At 53.3% G+C, this 16,395-nt stretch carries 17 protein-coding genes; 10 read left to right on the top strand and 7 right to left on the bottom strand.

All coding sequences use genetic code 11. The features are described 5' to 3' along the window. Window position 1 precedes the first annotated feature (1 nt). Genes HCX92_RS03835 through HCX92_RS03810 form a run of 6 tightly spaced genes read right to left on the bottom strand, consistent with a single transcriptional unit; the run spans window position 2 to window position 3,974 of the window. On the bottom strand, window positions 2-1,297 hold the full coding sequence (locus HCX92_RS03835) for a dihydroorotase (protein WP_169293592.1): 1,296 nt from the start codon (window positions 1,295-1,297) through the stop codon (window positions 2-4). After that, entirely contained in the window at window positions 1,294-2,247 is a 954-nt protein-coding gene (locus HCX92_RS03830; protein ID WP_169293591.1) for an aspartate carbamoyltransferase catalytic subunit, read from the bottom strand. The genes HCX92_RS03835 and HCX92_RS03830 overlap by 4 nt, the downstream gene beginning before the upstream one ends. After that, complete coding sequence (gene pyrR, locus HCX92_RS03825; RefSeq protein ID WP_169293590.1) at window positions 2,240-2,764, bottom strand: bifunctional pyr operon transcriptional regulator/uracil phosphoribosyltransferase PyrR; 525 nt, start codon at window positions 2,762-2,764, stop codon at window positions 2,240-2,242. Before pyrR ends, HCX92_RS03830 begins: the two co-directional genes overlap by 8 nt. A 39-nt stretch (window positions 2,765-2,803) precedes the next feature. Continuing rightward, window positions 2,804-3,199, bottom strand: coding sequence for a Holliday junction resolvase RuvX (gene ruvX / locus HCX92_RS03820; protein WP_169293589.1), 396 nt, complete (start codon window positions 3,197-3,199; stop codon window positions 2,804-2,806). Then, a complete protein-coding gene (locus HCX92_RS03815; protein WP_169293588.1) occupies window positions 3,192-3,773 on the bottom strand; it encodes a YqgE/AlgH family protein in 582 nt (193 codons plus the stop codon). Before HCX92_RS03815 ends, ruvX begins: the two co-directional genes overlap by 8 nt. Before the next feature lie 36 nt (window positions 3,774-3,809). Beyond that, the gene (locus HCX92_RS03810) at window positions 3,810-3,974 is read right to left on the bottom strand and encodes a rubredoxin (protein ID WP_169293587.1); all 165 of its coding nucleotides are present in this window, start codon (window positions 3,972-3,974) and stop codon (window positions 3,810-3,812) included. Window positions 3,975-4,100: 126 nt separating this feature from the next. Between HCX92_RS03810 and HCX92_RS03805 the strand changes: the two genes are divergently transcribed. The 10 genes from HCX92_RS03805 (at window position 4,101) to cysG (ending at window position 14,139) form a co-directional block, all read left to right on the top strand. After that, entirely contained in the window at window positions 4,101-4,895 is a 795-nt protein-coding gene (locus HCX92_RS03805; RefSeq protein WP_169293586.1) for a bifunctional hydroxymethylpyrimidine kinase/phosphomethylpyrimidine kinase, read from the top strand. Continuing rightward, window positions 4,888-5,550 (top strand): thiamine phosphate synthase, encoded by a 663-nt coding sequence (gene thiE / locus HCX92_RS03800; RefSeq protein ID WP_169293585.1) that lies wholly within the window; start codon window positions 4,888-4,890, stop codon window positions 5,548-5,550. Before HCX92_RS03805 ends, thiE begins: the two co-directional genes overlap by 8 nt. A gap of 5 nt (window positions 5,551-5,555) precedes the next feature. Next, complete coding sequence (gene hemL, locus HCX92_RS03795; RefSeq protein ID WP_169293584.1) at window positions 5,556-6,833, top strand: glutamate-1-semialdehyde 2,1-aminomutase; 1,278 nt, start codon at window positions 5,556-5,558, stop codon at window positions 6,831-6,833. 306 nt (window positions 6,834-7,139) lie between these two features. Beyond that, window positions 7,140-8,366: a bifunctional glutamate N-acetyltransferase/amino-acid acetyltransferase ArgJ gene (gene argJ, locus HCX92_RS03790; RefSeq protein WP_169293583.1), complete on the top strand. Its 1,227-nt coding sequence runs from the start codon at window positions 7,140-7,142 to the stop codon at window positions 8,364-8,366. A 6-nt stretch (window positions 8,367-8,372) separates the two neighbouring features. After that, window positions 8,373-9,422, top strand: coding sequence for a DUF1853 family protein (locus HCX92_RS03785; protein ID WP_169293582.1), 1,050 nt, complete (start codon window positions 8,373-8,375; stop codon window positions 9,420-9,422). Window positions 9,423-9,564: 142 nt separating this feature from the next. After that, window positions 9,565-9,876 (top strand): 50S ribosomal protein L21, encoded by a 312-nt coding sequence (rplU, locus tag HCX92_RS03780; RefSeq protein ID WP_169293581.1) that lies wholly within the window; start codon window positions 9,565-9,567, stop codon window positions 9,874-9,876. A gap of 33 nt (window positions 9,877-9,909) precedes the next feature. After that, window positions 9,910-10,170: a 50S ribosomal protein L27 gene (gene rpmA, locus HCX92_RS03770; RefSeq protein WP_169293580.1), complete on the top strand. Its 261-nt coding sequence runs from the start codon at window positions 9,910-9,912 to the stop codon at window positions 10,168-10,170. A gap of 130 nt (window positions 10,171-10,300) precedes the next feature. Continuing rightward, window positions 10,301-11,404: a GTPase ObgE gene (gene obgE, locus HCX92_RS03765; protein ID WP_169293579.1), complete on the top strand. Its 1,104-nt coding sequence runs from the start codon at window positions 10,301-10,303 to the stop codon at window positions 11,402-11,404. Between the two features lie 38 nt (window positions 11,405-11,442). Continuing rightward, entirely contained in the window at window positions 11,443-12,591 is a 1,149-nt protein-coding gene (proB, locus tag HCX92_RS03760) for a glutamate 5-kinase (protein WP_169293578.1), read from the top strand. A 174-nt stretch (window positions 12,592-12,765) separates the two neighbouring features. Then, window positions 12,766-14,139: a siroheme synthase CysG gene (gene cysG, locus HCX92_RS03755; RefSeq protein ID WP_169293577.1), complete on the top strand. Its 1,374-nt coding sequence runs from the start codon at window positions 12,766-12,768 to the stop codon at window positions 14,137-14,139. 172 nt (window positions 14,140-14,311) lie between these two features. On the opposite strand, the gene thiC is transcribed toward cysG, so the two are convergent. Beyond that, window positions 14,312-16,225, bottom strand: a complete 1,914-nt coding sequence (gene thiC, locus HCX92_RS03750; protein ID WP_169293576.1) for a phosphomethylpyrimidine synthase ThiC — start codon at window positions 16,223-16,225, stop codon at window positions 14,312-14,314. Window positions 16,226-16,395: the final 170 nt, after the last annotated feature.

Genomic DNA, 16,395 nt, shown 5'->3' with positions numbered 1-16,395 from the left:
ATCAAGCCGACTCCCACACAACCCGTCCACTCACCAGGGTCATTTTGACCTTGGCCGGCAGTTCATAGCCAAAAAATGGCGTATGGCAGCTTTGGCTGAAAATGGTTTCACGGTTGACAACCCAGGCAGCGTCAAGATCCACCAGCGCCAAATCAGCAGGCGCACCAATATCCAGCTGACCGCAAGGTGGCAGTGCAGGCGCACCGGACAACAGAATGGAGGCCGGCTGTGTGGTGATTTTGGCCAATGCGTCCAATACCGGGGTTTTGGTTTCCAGGGCCCATTTATAAACCAGGGAGAATAACAGTTCCACACCGGTCGCACCCTGCTCCGCCTCGGAAAACGGCAGGAGCTTGCCATCATCGTCAACAGGCGTATGATCGGAACAAATGGCATCAATCGTGCCATCGGCCAGGCCCTGACGGATCGCATCACGGTCACGCTGTGAACGTAAAGGTGGATCCAGACGATAATTGCTGTCAAAAAAACCGATGTCCTGGTCGATCAGGTGAATCTGGTTGATAGACACATCACAACTGACCGGCAAGCCTTCGGCCTTGGCCTTGCGTACCAGATCCAGCCCGGCCGCACTTGAAACCCGGCACAAGTGCAAACGCACACCCGTGCTTTTTTGCAACTCGAACAGGGCATGCAAGGCAATGGTTTCAGCCTGCACAGGCACACCTGCCAGTCCCGTACGCGAAGCAAATGGCCCACTGGCGGCTACGCCCCCCTTGGACAAGCCCGCATCGAAGGGATATAGCCACAAGGTATAGTCGAAGGTTTTGGCATACTGCATGGTACGGAACAGCACACCGTAATCAATTAATGGACGCACCGCCTGAGAAAACGCCACACAGCCGGCTTCGGTCAGCTCAGCCATTTCAGTGATGATTTCTCCTTTCAGACCCTGCGTCATGGCACCCAATGGGTATAGATTGGCCTGATTAAGCTGTTTGGCGCGGTGTTTCAGCATTTCCACCAGCCCGGGCTCATCAAGTACCGGATCGGTATCCGGAGGAATGACCAGGCTGGTCACACCACCTGCCAGCGAGGCATGCATCTCGGACTCAAGGGTTGCGCGGTGCTCGAAACCGGGCTCACGCAAACGGACAGACAAATCGACCAGGCCAGGCACGACCGCCAGCCCTTGCGCATCAATAACGCGTTTGGCCTCGAACGAAGGATCCGCCTTGCCAATGCCCACCACGCGTCCGGAAGCAATTGAAATATCACATGTCTGGTCAATGCCGTTTTTGGGATCAAGCAAACGACCGTTTTTAATCAAGATTTTCACTGACTAGCTCCTGCCACAATACTCATAACAGCCATCCGGACTGCAATACCAAAATTCACCTGGTTCAGAATGACCGCCTGATCGCCATCGGCAACAGCAGAATCAATTTCAACCCCTCGGTTCATGGGGCCAGGATGCATGACGATGGCATCAGGTTTGGCATAAGCAAGTTTTTCCCGTGTTAAGCCATAATGCTTGAAATACTCTTGCGAAGAAGGCAATAGTGCCCCTTTCATGCGTTCATTTTGCAGACGCAGCATGATAATCACATCCACGTCTTTCAGACCCTGCTCCATATTCGTGAAGACACGAACCCCCATTTGCTCAAGTCCACCCGGCAACAGGGTTAGTGGGGCAATCGCACGAATTTCTGCCGCTCCCAGTGTAGTGAGTGCATGAATGTCGGAACGGGCCACGCGCGAATGCAAAATGTCACCCACAATGGCGACCGTTAAATTGGAAAAGTCTTTCTTGAAATGACGGATCGTGTACATATCAAGCAGACCCTGGGTGGGGTGTGCATGACGGCCATCACCCGCATTAACCACATGAATATGCGGTTCGACATGCTGGGCGATAAGATAAGGCGCACCGCTGGCTTCGTGCCTGACCACAAAAATATCGGCCTGCATGGCCGTCAAATTACTGATGGTGTCCAGCAGGGACTCGCCTTTGGCCGTAGATGAGGCATTGATATTCAGGTTGAATACATCTGCTGACAAACGCTTTGCCGCAATCTCGAACGTGGTTCTGGTACGTGTTGAGTTTTCAAAGAAAAGATTGAAAACGCTCTTGCCACGCAACAGCGGCACTTTCTTGACTTCCCGTTCCGCCAGGGGAACAAAAGTTTGTGCAGTATCCAGGATGTGAGTCAGAATATCTTTGGGCAATCCCTCTGTACTCAGTAAATGCGTTAACTCTCCGTGTCGATTAAGCTGAGGATTATGCACCGACGTTTTCCTTTTTTAAATCAATATCAAATAATCTTTGTTCATTTTGTGACAACACAAAATTGGTTCCTTTTTCCAGGGGAATCACGCCGCCGCATATATTGGGGGCTACCGGCAGCTCACGGCCACCACGGTCAATAAGTACGGCCAGGGAAATGGAAGCGGGACGCCCGTAATCGAAAAGCTCGTTGATGGCAGCCCTTGTGGTGCGACCGGTATACAAAATATCGTCCACCATGATGATATGCTTGCCATTGACCTCAAAGGGAATGGAGCTGGGCAGAACCTGCGAATGCAGGCCGATTTTATGAAAATCGTCCCGATACAGACTGGTGTTGATCACGCCGGAGGGATTTTTCAGCTTGAGGTCTTTTTGCAACCGTTCCACCAACCAGGCACCCCCCGAATAAATGCCAACCAGGTGCACCAAGTCAGGGTCAAGTTTCCCAAGAAGATCTTCAATGCCCGCTTTCATATGCGCATACAAGTCTTCCGCTCTAGGTAGAGTTAACTCCATTGTTTCTTCCTGTAATTGTCAAAATCATGTTTTGTCATTTTACGCCAGCTTATCCAGATAACGTTGCAAAATAATGGATGCGGCCACCGCATCATCATCATCGTTGTTGCCCAGGTACGACTGGGCCTCCAGACTGGAGCCCCGTTCATCGACCAGCTCAACCTTGACGGCGAATCGCCCGTTAAGCTGGTTGGCAAAACGCCGGCTTTGCAATGAGGCTGGCTGTTCCTGGCCCTCGAGCGTGAGCGGCAGGCCGACTATGACACAATCGGGCTGCCACTCGTTCAGTAGTTGAGCGATTTGCTCGAAACGGGCCTGTTTGGTGGCAGGCCTCAGGATACACAGCGGACGGGCGCTTTTGGTCAGGCTGTTGCCAATGGCAACGCCAATTTTCTTCAGGCCGAAATCAAAGGCCAGAAAAGTCTGCTCAGGCATGCCCGGATTCACCTGACAGGGCAGAAGGCTCAATGCCCAGCAGGGCCAGGGCCGCCACATAACGTTCGGCGGGTGCCTTGTCAAAAATCACCGACATGTCGGCATCGACATTCAGCCAGGCATTATCGGCAATTTCCTGTTCCAGCTGCCCGGCATTCCAACCCGAATAACCCAGTGATATAAACACTTTTTCAGGGCCGGTACCCTTGGCCACATCTTCAAGGACATCGCGTGACGTGGTTAAAGCCATATCACCCAAAACAACGCTTGAACGGTAGTTGCGAACCGGACTGTGCAACACAAAACCCCGGTCTGTCTGGACCGGACCACCATAAAAAACAATCCCTTTGGGGTCCGATTCCTGAACGTCAAGTTCCAGCCTTTCGAGCAAGGTTTTCACGGACAAGTCGGTGGGTCGGTTTAACAGCAGGCCCAGTGCGCCCTGCTCTGAATGCTCGCAAACATAAATAACCCCGCCTTCAAAAAGGTCTGAGTTATGTGAAGGCATGGCCATCAGGAACTGGTTGGCCATGCTCATGAAACCGGGCTCTGTTGGCGCTGGCTGTTCTTCCATGATTGACTCCCTGGATTATTTTGTTCTTACTGTTGATCAGATTTCCATCATCTCGAAATCTTCCTTGCGGGCACCGCATTCGGGACAGACCCAATTTGGCGGTACATCTTCCCATTTGGTACCCGGTGCAATACCCTCTTCGGGCAAGCCGGCTTCTTCGTCATAAACCCAACCACAAATCAAACACATCCAAGTGCGCATAGAGATACTTTCCAACAATAAATATAAATGAAACCTTAATTTTAGTTTGAAATCATTCCCGATATTTGATTTATCGAAAATGGCTACAATCCAATAATCCCAATAGTACAGAAACAAAGCCAGATTGTGTCCAATTCCTTACCCGCAACCGTATTATTTTTCAATGTTTTCGACCCCAGCGGACGGTTCGGTCTGCCCGCCGGAGCGATTACGGCCAACCGCCTGAAATGCCACCCGCTGGCCTCAATCACCGCCCTGGCCGTCCAGGACACCGCTGCCACCGAATCCATCCATCCAGTTGACCCGGAAATATTGAACAACCAGGCCCGCTGCCTGCTGGAAGACTGTGCCATCCAGGCCATCAAGGCCAATGGTTTTTGTTCGACCGAAACCGTCAGCATCATCGCGCAAATCGCTGCCGATTACGACACCGCGCCTTTGGTGGTGGATCTGGGCAAAACCTTTTTCAACACCCTTAACAGCCCTGACCCTGAAGATATTGAAGACATCATCAGCGCGGTCAAGGACTTGTTGCTGCCCCTGGCGCACACCGTGGTACTTGACCACACGTACGCCAATCAATGGGCCGGCGAAGACAACAGCAACACACAAGATCTCATCCCGTTCATCCTTGGGCAAGGTGCCCGCCATTGCCTGTTGCTGGGTCAACCACTTGAGGACAGAAAAAAAACCAACATCCTGTACAGCCCTGAAGGCACGGAGCTTGTGAGCGCTTATTTTCCCGACCGCCACCCCGAAGCCGGAGACATTGCCAGCACGGCCCTTTGCTGTTACCTGGCCAAAGGCATGCCCGTTTTGCAAGCCTCTGAAAAAGCAATACAATACACCCAATCAATACTTGAACAATGCTACCCCTTAGGCATGGGAAAACCCATGCCCAATCAATTTGACCATGACTGAAAAACTGCGTTTCCCCCGAGGGCTGTATGGCATTACCCCCGCCTGGGACGACATTGAAAAACTCTACAAAGCCATTGAACAAGCCTGTGAAGGCGGTATGACGGTACTGCAATGGCGTCGCAAAAACACGCCGTTTGAAACGGCCCTTGAGCAAGCCGCCAAGGTGGCCGACATCTGCCAACAGCACGGCACGCTTTTTTTCATTAATGACGACTGGAAACTGGCCCTGGCGATTGATGCGGACGGCGTTCACCTGGGTCGTGACGACGCAAACCCCGGGTTTGTCCGGCAACAGGCGGCCAGCCACCCACGTCAGACCCCCTTGCTGATTGGCGTGTCCTGCTACAATGAGCTGGACAAGGCCCGGCAGGCCATCGAACAGGACCTGGACTATGTCGCCTTTGGCGCACTGTTTGCCTCACAGGTCAAACCCGAGGCCGAAAAAGCGACCCTTGATCTTTTTCCCGCTGCCAGACTGCTGGTACAAAACCAATCTCCACGCCCCGCCCTGGTGGGTATTGGCGGCATAGACATCCATAATGCCCAAAGCGTCATCCAGGCCGGTGCGGACAGTATTTCCGTCATTTCCGGACTGTTTGAACAAACCGATATCCGCAGTACGGCCCAGGCCCTTTCCAACCTTTTTGAAAACTGAATCTCATGTCACGTAACGAAGAACTCTTTGCCCGCGCCGCACAATCCATTCCTGGCGGTGTCAACTCTCCCGTCCGCGCATTCCGCTCGGTAGGCGGCACCCCCCGCTTCATCAGCAAGGCACGCGATGCTCATATCTGGGATGCCGACGGCAAGCAATACATTGATTACCTGGGCTCATGGGGCCCTGCCATTGTGGGCCATGCCCACCCTGAAGTTGTCAAGGCCGTGCAAGACGCAGCGGTTAACGGTCTTTCGTTTGGCGCGCCCACCGAAGGTGAAACCCTGCTGGCCGAAGCCATCATCAAGCGCCTGCCCTCCATTGAGCAGGTTCGTCTGGTCAGTTCGGGCACCGAGGCCACCATGAGCGCCATTCGCCTGGCCCGTGGTGCCACCGGCCGCGCCAAAATCATTAAATTTGAAGGCTGCTACCATGGTCATGCCGACAGCCTGCTGGTCAAGGCCGGTTCGGGTCTGCTCACCTTTGGCAACCCCACTTCTGCCGGCGTGCCGCCCGAGTTCGTGACACACACCATCGTGCTTGACTACAACGACCTTGATGCCGTTAGTGAAGCCTTCAAACAGCATGGCGATGACATTGCCTGCATTATCGTTGAGCCCATTGCCGGCAACATGAACCTGATCAAGCCGGCCCCCGGCTTCCTGGAAGGCCTGCGTGAATTGTGCACACAATACGGTGCCCTGCTGATTTTTGATGAAGTGATGACCGGTTTTCGGGCTGGCCCACAAGGCGTGCAAGGTTTAAGCGGTGTTACCCCCGACCTGACCACCCTGGCCAAAGTAATTGGCGGTGGCATGCCGGTAGGCGCCTTTGGTGGCCGTGCCGATGTCATGAAACACATTGCCCCATTGGGCGCGGTGTACCAGGCAGGCACGCTTTCCGGCAACCCGGTCTCGGTTGCCGCCGGCCTGGCCACCCTGGACATCCTGGGTCGCCCCGGCTTTTATGAAAACCTGGCGGCGCAAACCCAGAAACTGGTCAATGGCCTAAGCGAGCGCGCCAAGGCCGCCGGTGTCACATTCTGCGCCGATTCGGTAGGCGGCATGTTCGGCCTGTATTTCCGCGAAAGCATTCCCACCAGCTTTGCTGAAGTGTCCGATGCCAATATAGAAGCCTTCAAAGTGTTTTTCCATGCCATGCTGGACCAGGGCGTTCATCTGGCACCGTCCGCGTTTGAGGCGGGCTTTGTATCGGCCAAACACGATGATGCCATCATTGCCCAAACGCTGGATGCGGCGGAAAAGGCTTTTGCGGCTATTTGATTGATGGTTGAATAGTAATAAACTTCTGTTCGGGCTTTTGAGCCTGTACCCCAAAATGACCGCATGGTTTTATGCGGTCATTTTCATTGCTTTGCGTTTTTATTATTCTGGCACTTGCTTTTGGGAAATTACCAACCGCTTTCGGGAGAGCTTTTAATTCCGTTACAAGCAAGCATATTTGAAAAACACATCAAAACTTTATACCACTCACCACATTTTTTTCAGCCCTACCACTTTTTATAGCATCTCCAGTTATTTACGGTTATTATTAAGGGTATTCCATAACCCCAGGGGCAGAAAAGCAGAATGGCTGTCAATCTTCATATTCCCAAAGAAACTGATATTTTTCCTGTCGCAGGCGTAGAAATCGGTGTGACCGAAGCTGGCATCAAAAAAGAAAACCGTAAAGATCTTACTGTTTTCAAATTCAGCCCAGGTACTGCCGTAGCGGGTGTTTTTACCAAAAACCGTTTCCGTGCCGCGCCTGTTCAAATCTGCGAATCTCGTTTGCAAGCCGGTCATGACATCCGTGCATTGCTCATCAACACAGGCAATGCCAACGCAGGCACTGGCGCTGATGGTCTTGAACGTGCGTATGCCACTTGCCATGCCCTGGCCAAAGAACTCGGTGTACTGGAAGAACAAATCCTTCCTTTTTCCACTGGCGTCATTCTTGAGCCCCTGCCTTGCGAAAAAATCATTGCCGCCCTGCCCCAGGCCATCAGTGCCTTGGGTAAAAACGAGTGGATGAAAGCCGCTTACGGCATCATGACCACCGATACCCAGCCAAAAATCTGCTCCAAACAAATCGAGATTGATGGCAGAACCGTGACCTTTACCGGTATCAGCAAAGGCGCTGGCATGATTCGCCCCAACATGGCAACCATGCTGGGCTTCCTGGCAACCGATGCCGATATCGAGCCCCAGCTGCTCAAGTCACTCACCCTGGACATTGCCAATCATTCTTTCAACCGTATCACGGTTGATGGCGACACCTCCACCAATGACTCTTTCATCGTAGCCGCCACCGGTCAAAGTGGCATTCAGGTAGACAACACCAGCAGCCCTCACTACGAAACCATCAAGAACGAACTGACTGCCATGGCTCGCGAGCTGGCACAAAAAATCGTACGCGATGCCGAAGGGGCCACCAAATTCATTACCGTTCGCATTGAAGACGCAGGCAATTCCGAAGAAGCACTTAAAGTTGCTTATGCCATTGCCCACTCACCACTGGTGAAAACCGCGTTTTATGCTTCCGATCCAAACCTGGGCCGCATTCTGGCTGCGGTGGGTTACGCGGGTATCGAAGACCTTGACGTGAACAAAACCCGCTTATGGCTGGGTGATGTGCTGGTAGCCGAAAACGGCGGCCGCTCCCCGGCTTACCAGGAAGAAGATGGCCAACGCGTCATGAACGAAGCCGAAATCCTGGTGCGCATTTCCCTGGGTCGCGGCGATGTGACCGAGACAGTTTACACCTGCGACTTCTCTCATGAGTACGTCACCATTAACGCAGATTACCGTTCCTGATACGACATGACTGTCCCACAAAAACCGGTCACGCCTGTCGTTGACCGGTTTTTTTCTGCCAAACAGCCCACATTACCCTGCCAGGCCTGGCGCGACCTGTACTGGCTGCTGCATACCCAACCCTTGCTGGCACCCGGCTTTGCCTCTTACCCCCCCGCCCGCTTTCCGGATCATTGCCTGCAACACATCATGCAATGGATGTACCAAGAGCAGCAACATCCGATGGCTTTGACGCCCCAAACGGAAACCCGCTTCAGGCGTCTGGGTCTATATGCCGAACACCTTCTGAAACTGGGGCTGGACCACTGCCAGGACACCCGGCTTTTACTGCACCACCACCCTATTCACCTGGAACCGGTTGCCCCGGAAAAAGGCCGTAAAACGCTGGGAGAAGTAGATTACATTTGGCAGGAAAACAAAACCGGAGCCATTCATCACTGGGAACTGGCCGTCAAGCTTTACCTTTACGTGCCCTTATCTGAAGCGCCCGATCTGCCTACTGACGGGCAGGCCAACAAGGAATTGCATCGTTTCGTTGGCACCCAGTTGCACGACACGCTATACAGAAAAACACAACGTCTGTTTAACCACCAATTGCAACTGTCCGCTCATGAGCAAATTACCACCCGGCTGGGCAGGCAGGTGGATGAATGGGGGATTTACCTGAAAGGCTGGCTGTTTTATCCCTTGCAAGGTAGCGATTGGGACAGCTATCTGTTCCCAGGAAAAACCACGCTTGACTGCCTGAATCCGGCTCATAATAAAGGCTGGTGGCTGCGTCTGCCCGATTTCCTGGCCCGCCTTGCCCGCCAGCCCGACAACATTCGCTGGCTTGTCCTGCCCCGGCTGAACTGGTTATCCGAAGCATGGGCGACATCCGGACAAACACTTGATGCCTCGCAGTTACAGCAACAGCTTGGCCTGCATTTCCTTGCCGATGACCACCCTGCCGAACCCCTCCTGCTTGCTGCCCTTCAGGAAGACCCGGCGCATCCCGGACTTTACCGGGAAAACCATCGCGGCTTTGTGACGGGCCATACCTGGGCACGTGCCTGAAAACCACACCCATCCCCCCAGGTACCCAACTTTATTTCATCAAGCAATTGATTTATTTGACTTTTCAGAAGCAAGCAGGATAAAATGCAAGGCTTAGCATAAATTTTGCTATGTTACTTAATTATTTTTGAGGTTAAACCATATGTACGCGGTCATAAAAACCGGTGGCAAACAGTATCGTGTTGCCGAAGGTCAAAAACTTAAGATAGAACAGATACCGGCTGACATTGGGCAAGAAATCTCGCTAGACCAGGTTCTGTCAGTAGGCGAAGGTGAATCAATCAAGGTTGGTACTCCTTTAGTTGCTGGTGCTGTGGTGAAAGCAAAGGTTCTTGCACAGGGTCGTCACGATAAAGTGAAAATTTTCAAAATGCGCCGTCGCAAGCACTATCAGCGTCACCAAGGCCATCGCCAAAATTACACACAAATCGTTATCGAAGCTATCACAGCTTAATTTCGACTTACCTTAATACAGCAGGAGCTAATCATGGCACAAAAGAAAGGCGGCGGCTCAACCCGCAACGGCCGCGACTCAGAATCCAAACGTCTGGGTGTTAAAGCGTACGGTGGTCAGGTAATCCCGGCAGGATCCATCATTGTTCGTCAGCGTGGCACTCGTTTCCACCCCGGAACCAACGTAGGTATCGGCAAAGACCACACTTTATTTGCATTGGTTGATGGCAGCGTACAGTTCTCTGTAAAAGGCGCACTCAACAAGCAAACCGTTTCTGTTATTGCTGCTGAATAAGCGCAGTTTCAAAAACAATCAATGCCGTTCACTCTATCAGGTGAGCGGCATTTTTATTTTTATCCCCTTCCGAAATGCAGCTAACGCAATTTGGATTTAGAATAACTGTTTATAAGCAGAAAAGCGAACCATGAAATTCGTAGACGAAGCCACCATCGAAGTGATCGCAGGAAAAGGCGGCAATGGCGCAGCCAGCTTCCGGCGTGAAAAATTTATTCCCAAAGGCGGCCCCGACGGCGGAGACGGCGGTCGTGGCGGTAGCATTTATGCCATCGCCGACCGCAATATCAATACCCTTATCGATTTTCGCTATGCCCGCCTGCACCGTGCCAAAAACGGTGAAAATGGCCGAGGCTCCGACCAGTACGGTGCAGCCGCACCCGATATTACCTTGCGGGTTCCCGTCGGCACGGTTATTTATGACTATGAAACAGGCGAGCAGCTGTTCGACCTGGATCGCCACGGTGAACAAGTCACCCTGGCAGCGGGCGGCCAGGGCGGCTTGGGTAACCTGCATTTCAAATCCAGCGTCAATCGCGCACCGCGCCAGTTTACCCATGGTACCGAAGGTGAACAGCGCAAACTGAGAATGGAATTGAAGGTACTGGCCGATGTGGGCCTGCTGGGCATGCCCAATGCCGGCAAATCCACCCTTATCACCAAAATTTCCAACGCCAAACCTAAAATTGCCGATTATCCGTTTACCACGCTGCACCCCAACCTGGGTGTGGTGCGCACCTCGGCGGCTCGCAGTTTTGTCGTGGCCGACATTCCCGGTTTAATTGAAGGGGCATCCGAAGGGGCTGGCCTGGGCCACCTGTTCCTGCGCCACCTTACCCGTACCCGGGTATTGCTGCACCTGGTCGATGTTTCCTCCCTTGATCCCGATGTCGATCCCGTCGAAAAAGCCGTGGCCGATGCCAGGGCCATTGTGGAAGAACTGCGCCTGTACGATGCGGAACTGTACAACAAGCCCCGCTGGCTGGTGCTTAACAAACTGGATATGCTTGAAAACCCGGAAGAAATCAAACAACGCTTCTGCCAGGAATTCGGATGGGATGGCCCGGTATTTGCCATTTCAGCCCTTAGCGGCGAAGGCACGCAAGAACTGGTCTGGGCTTTGCAAGAGTACCTCGACAAAGTCAAGGCTCAAGAACATCTCGAGCAGGATAAACAGCAGGAAAACTATACCCCTGAAGATCCGCGCTTTGATGATTCCCGTCATAACCTTTAATCAATCATTTATTTTTTGTTTCTCTCCCGATTCACATCATGAGCACCGTGCCCCAATCTGCCGTTCATTCAGCCCAACGTATTGTCATTAAAGTGGGCTCTTCTCTTGTTACCAATAATGGCAAGGGCCTGGATAACACCGCCATCCGGCAGTGGGCATCGCAAATTGCCGCGCTCAGGAAACAAAACAAGCAAGTGGTTCTGGTATCCAGCGGTTCAGTGGCCGAAGGCATGGCACGCCTTAACTGGCAAACCCGCCCCAAAGCCATGAACGAACTGCAGGCTGCCGCGGCAATCGGACAAATGGGACTGATTCAGGCCTATGAAACCGCATTTCATGAGCACAATCTGTGCGCCGCCCAGATTTTGTTAACCCATGAAGACCTGGCCGATCGCCACCGCTATCTGAATGCCCGTTCCACCCTGTTTACCCTGCTTGATCTGGGGGTCATTCCCATCGTTAACGAAAACGACACCGTGGTTACCGATGAAATCCGCCTGGGCGACAACGATACGCTGGGTGCCCTGGTCACCAATTTAATTGAGGCGGATGTTTTAATTATTTTGACTGACCAAAGCGGCCTGTATGACAGCGACCCACGCAAGAACCCACAGGCCAAACTCATCTCGGTGGCCACGGCAGGCGATCCTGCACTTGAGGAAATGGCCGGTGGCGCCGGCTCCAATATTGGTACCGGTGGCATGGCCACCAAAGTGCTGGCGGCCAAACGTGCAGCCAATAGCGGTGCACATACCGTCATTGCCTCGGGCCGTGAACCTAACGTACTTGAACGCTTAAGTCAGGGAGAATCCATTGGCAGCGAATTGCGTGCCTCGGTGGCGGTACGCTCTGCCCGTAAACAATGGCTGGCCGATCACCTGCGGCTGCGCGGCCAGATCACCCTGGATGAAGGTGCCCTCAAAGCCCTTACCCTGCAAGGAAAAAGCCTGCTGCCCGTGGGCGTTATCCGCGTCAATGGTGAGTTTGAACGGGGCGATGTCGTGGCCTGCATGGATGAAAACAATGTTGAATATGCACGCGGCCTGATCAACTATTCCTCCTCAGACACCCGCCGCATCATGCGCCAGCCCACCCATAAAATTGAAACCATTCTGGGCTCAATGACCGCCGCTGAACTGATGCACCGCAACAATATGGTGGTGCTGCGCAAGTTTGCCAAAGCCTGAGTTCATGCGCCGGTGCCTTCCGGTGCCCACGCTGGAGCATGGGCACCAATATAGCCAACAACCTTATATAACCTTCAGTTTTAAACATCAATGAAATAGTTATTTTTATTTATTAAATATTTCATATAGCATTCATCAGATCCCATCATTGTTTCTTATCGCTCCTGGTTTCTGATGTCTTCTTATTACCCCATCTTCACCAATCTCAACAAGCGCCCCGTCCTGGTTGTCGGTGGTGGCCACGTTGCCGCACGTAAAATTGCTTCCCTGCTCAAAGCCGGCGCCCAGGTGCGCATGGCTGCCCAGGCGCTTTGTGATGAAGTGGCCCAATGGGTCAAGGAAGACCGTATCAGCCATGTTGCAGACTCGTTTCAGGCAGAGCAATTAAATGATGTATTTCTGGTTATTGGTGCCACCGACAATGCAGCACTGAACCGCCAGATCGCCAGCGAAGCCGAGCGGCGCCAGAAACTGGTAAATATTGTGGATACCCAGGAGCTCTGCTCCTTCATCCTGCCCTCCGTCATTGACCGTGCCCCCATTCAAATTGCCATTTCAAGCCAGGGCACTTCTCCTGTCCTGATCCGGCTGCTGCGGGAAAAACTGGAAGCCCTGATTCCCCATCATTTAGGTGAAGTCGCCAGCCTGGCTGGCAAATGGCGCGAGCAGGTCAAAGCGCGCCTGAGCAACATCACGGAACGCCGCCGCTTCTGGGAGAACCTGTTTGCCAGCCGTTTTAACACCCTGATGGCAAACGGACAACCCCAACAGGCCGAAGAAGAACTGGAACAACAGCTGAATGGCCATACCCGCCAGCCCGGTGAAGTCACGCTGGTCGGTGCCGGCCCCGGTGACCCGGAGCTGCTTACCTTAAAAGCGCTGCAAGCCATTCAGCAGGCCGATATCGTATTGTACGATGCCCTGATCAGCGATGAAATCCTGGAACTGGTACGCCGTGATGCGATTCGGGAATCGGTGGGTAAACGGGCAGGCGCGCATTCGGTCGCCCAGGAAGACACCAACCAGCGCCTGATCAAATACGCCAAACAGGGCCTGCGCGTGGTGCGCCTGAAAGGAGGCGACCCGTTTGTCTTTGGCCGTGGAGCCGAAGAACTGGAAGCCCTGCGTGAAGAAAACATTGCTTACCGGGTGATTCCGGGCATTACCGCGGCACTGGGCGCAACCGCCTATGCCGGTATTCCGCTCACACACCGTGATCACGCTCAAACCGCCATGTTCATTACCGGCCACTGCCGCCCCGATGGTGATGAGCTGGAATGGAAAACCCTGGCCCGTGGCAAACAGACATTAGTGATTTACATGGGCACCATCAAGGCCGAGGAAATTTCACACCAGCTGATTGCCCATGGCCGCAAAGAAAACACACCCATTGCCATTATCAGCCATGGTACCCGCAAGAACCAGCAGGTTCAGACCGGTACCCTGGCACAACTGCCTGAACTGGCCAAACAGGCACAAGCCCCCGCCCTTATTGTGGTGGGTGAAACTGCCGGACTTCATTCAAGCTTGAAATGGTTTGGTGATTAGGCGTTCCTGTGCACAGATATGGCTGGGGGACCAGGCTGCGGTAGGCATTCCCACGCAGGAGCATGGGAACGAGCTGCGAGGGGAGACTGGGGTCACCACGCAGGAGCGTGGAGACTAGATGCTAACTTCTTGTTCCCATGCTCCCGCGTGGGAACCATCAGTCTTCCACCGCTTACGCCTGATGATAAATCTCGGCGCCCTTTTTCACGAATTCGATGGATTTTTCCTGCATGCCTTTTTGCAGGGCATCCTTGTCACTGATTCCCTGCTGTTCGGCATATTCACGCACATCCTGGGTGATTTTCATGCTGCAAAAATGCGGTCCGCACATGGAGCAGAAATGCGCCACTTTCATGGAATCTTTGGGCAGGGTTTCATCATGAAAATCCTTGGCCGTATCCGGGTCAAGCCCCAGGTTGAACTGGTCGTCCCAGCGGAACTCAAAACGTGCCTTGGACAGGGCATTGTCCCGAATGGCTGAGCCCGGATGCCCTTTGGCCAAATCAGCGGCATGAGCGGCAATTTTGTAGGTAATAATGCCATCTTTCACATCTTTCTTATTGGGCAGACCCAGGTGTTCTTTAGGGGTTACATAACAAAGCATGGCGGTACCGTACCAGCCAATCAGGGCGGCCCCAATGCCTGAAGTGATGTGATCGTAGCCGGGCGCAATATCGGTAGTGAGCGGGCCCAGCGTATAAAACGGTGCTTCATGGCAATGTTCCAGCTGCATGTCCATGTTTTCACGAATCAGGTGCATCGGTACATGACCGGGACCTTCAATCATGACCTGCACATCGTGCTTCCAGGCCACCTGGGTTAATTCGCCCAGGGTTTTCAGCTCGGCAAATTGGGCTTCGTCGTTGGCATCGTAACCCGAGCCCGGGCGCAAGCCGTCTCCCAGCGAGAAGCTCACATCATAAGCTTTCATGATGTCGCAAATATCTTCAAAATGCTCGTACAGGAAACTTTCCTTGTGATGCGCCAGGCACCATTTGGCCATAATCGAACCACCCCGCGACACAATACCCGTCATGCGATTGGCGGTCATGGGAATGAAAGGCAAACGCACACCGGCATGAATGGTGAAGTAATCCACACCCTGCTCGGCCTGTTCAATCAAGGTGTCCCGGAAAATTTCCCAAGTCAATTCTTCGGCCTTGCCATCGACTTTTTCCAGCGCCTGGTAAATGGGCACGGTGCCAATCGGCACCGGCGAATTGCGGATGATCCACTCGCGGGTTTCATGAATATTTTTACCCGTCGACAAATCCATCACCGTATCGCCACCCCAGCGGATGGCCCAGGTCATTTTCTCCACTTCTTCGTGAATGCCCGACCCCAAGGCCGAGTTGCCAATATTGGCATTGATCTTGACCAGGAAATTGCGGCCAATCACCATCGGTTCAATTTCAGGGTGGTTGATATTGGCCGGAATAATGGCACGGCCACGGGCAATTTCATCGCGCACGAATTCCGGCGTGATGCGCTGGGGAATGGATGCCCCAAACGACTGGCCCGGATGCTGGCGGCTGATGCGTGCGGCCAGTTTTTCCCCTTCGGGCCCACTTTGGCGCAGGCTTTCCAGGTACTGCTCCACCCGCATGTTTTCACGGATGGACACGAACTCCATTTCAGGGGTCACAATCCCTTTGCGCGCATAGTGCATTTGCGTGACGTTTTGCCCGGCCCTGGCGCGTCGTGGCGGGCGCTGCAATTCAAAACGCATGGCGGCCAGCTGCGGGTCTTGCAGGCGCTGCCGCCCGTATTCACTGCTGGGGCCACCCAGCACTTCGGTATCATTGCGCTCTTCAATCCAGGCGTTGCGCAATGCCGGCAAGCCTTTTCGAATATCAATCCGCACGGTGGGATCGGTATAAGGGCCGCTGGTATCGTAAACCGTCAGCGGTGGGTTCTTTTCACCACCAAACATAGTGGGGGTGTCATCTTGCGAGATTTCCCGAAAAGGCACGCGAATATCAGGGCGTGACCCCTGTTCATAAATTTTGCGTGACCGTGGCAATGACTGGACAGCCGCATTGTCAACCTGTGCAGTGGCTGCGGAAAAAATGGGTTTAGCGCTCATGATTGCTCCAAATGAAAAAATTGGAGCCGAATAGGGAATGACTTTCGAGGGATTCGAATGTTGAACTCCCAGCCTCGGCATTATCCGTACTGGTACAAAGGGTCTCTCTCAACCAAGCGAATGCTTAGTACCCCTGTTTGAAGCGTAAATTATACGTAGACGACTGTCTT

This window comes from Advenella sp. EE-W14, assembly GCF_012923605.1.
Classification (GTDB): Bacteria; Pseudomonadota; Gammaproteobacteria; order Burkholderiales; family Burkholderiaceae_B; genus Advenella; species Advenella alkanexedens.
This window is presented reverse-complemented; position numbering and strand designations above follow the sequence as displayed.

Coding starts and splice junctions, on each gene's coding strand:
- argJ (WP_169293583.1), top strand. CDS start 7,140: ATGGCTGTCAATCTTCATATTCCCAAAGAAACTGATATTTTTCCTGTC.
- proB (WP_169293578.1), top strand. CDS start 11,443: ATGAGCACCGTGCCCCAATCTGCCGTTCATTCAGCCCAACGTATTGTC.
- rplU (WP_169293581.1), top strand. CDS start 9,565: ATGTACGCGGTCATAAAAACCGGTGGCAAACAGTATCGTGTTGCCGAA.
- thiE (WP_169293585.1), top strand. CDS start 4,888: ATGACTGAAAAACTGCGTTTCCCCCGAGGGCTGTATGGCATTACCCCC.
- HCX92_RS03785 (WP_169293582.1), top strand. CDS start 8,373: ATGACTGTCCCACAAAAACCGGTCACGCCTGTCGTTGACCGGTTTTTT.
- cysG (WP_169293577.1), top strand. CDS start 12,766: ATGTCTTCTTATTACCCCATCTTCACCAATCTCAACAAGCGCCCCGTC.
- ruvX (WP_169293589.1), bottom strand. CDS start 3,199: ATGCCTGAGCAGACTTTTCTGGCCTTTGATTTCGGCCTGAAGAAAATT.
- HCX92_RS03815 (WP_169293588.1), bottom strand. CDS start 3,773: ATGGAAGAACAGCCAGCGCCAACAGAGCCCGGTTTCATGAGCATGGCC.
- HCX92_RS03810 (WP_169293587.1), bottom strand. CDS start 3,974: ATGCGCACTTGGATGTGTTTGATTTGTGGTTGGGTTTATGACGAAGAA.
- pyrR (WP_169293590.1), bottom strand. CDS start 2,764: ATGGAGTTAACTCTACCTAGAGCGGAAGACTTGTATGCGCATATGAAA.
- hemL (WP_169293584.1), top strand. CDS start 5,556: ATGTCACGTAACGAAGAACTCTTTGCCCGCGCCGCACAATCCATTCCT.
- thiC (WP_169293576.1), bottom strand. CDS start 16,225: ATGAGCGCTAAACCCATTTTTTCCGCAGCCACTGCACAGGTTGACAAT.
- rpmA (WP_169293580.1), top strand. CDS start 9,910: ATGGCACAAAAGAAAGGCGGCGGCTCAACCCGCAACGGCCGCGACTCA.
- obgE (WP_169293579.1), top strand. CDS start 10,301: ATGAAATTCGTAGACGAAGCCACCATCGAAGTGATCGCAGGAAAAGGC.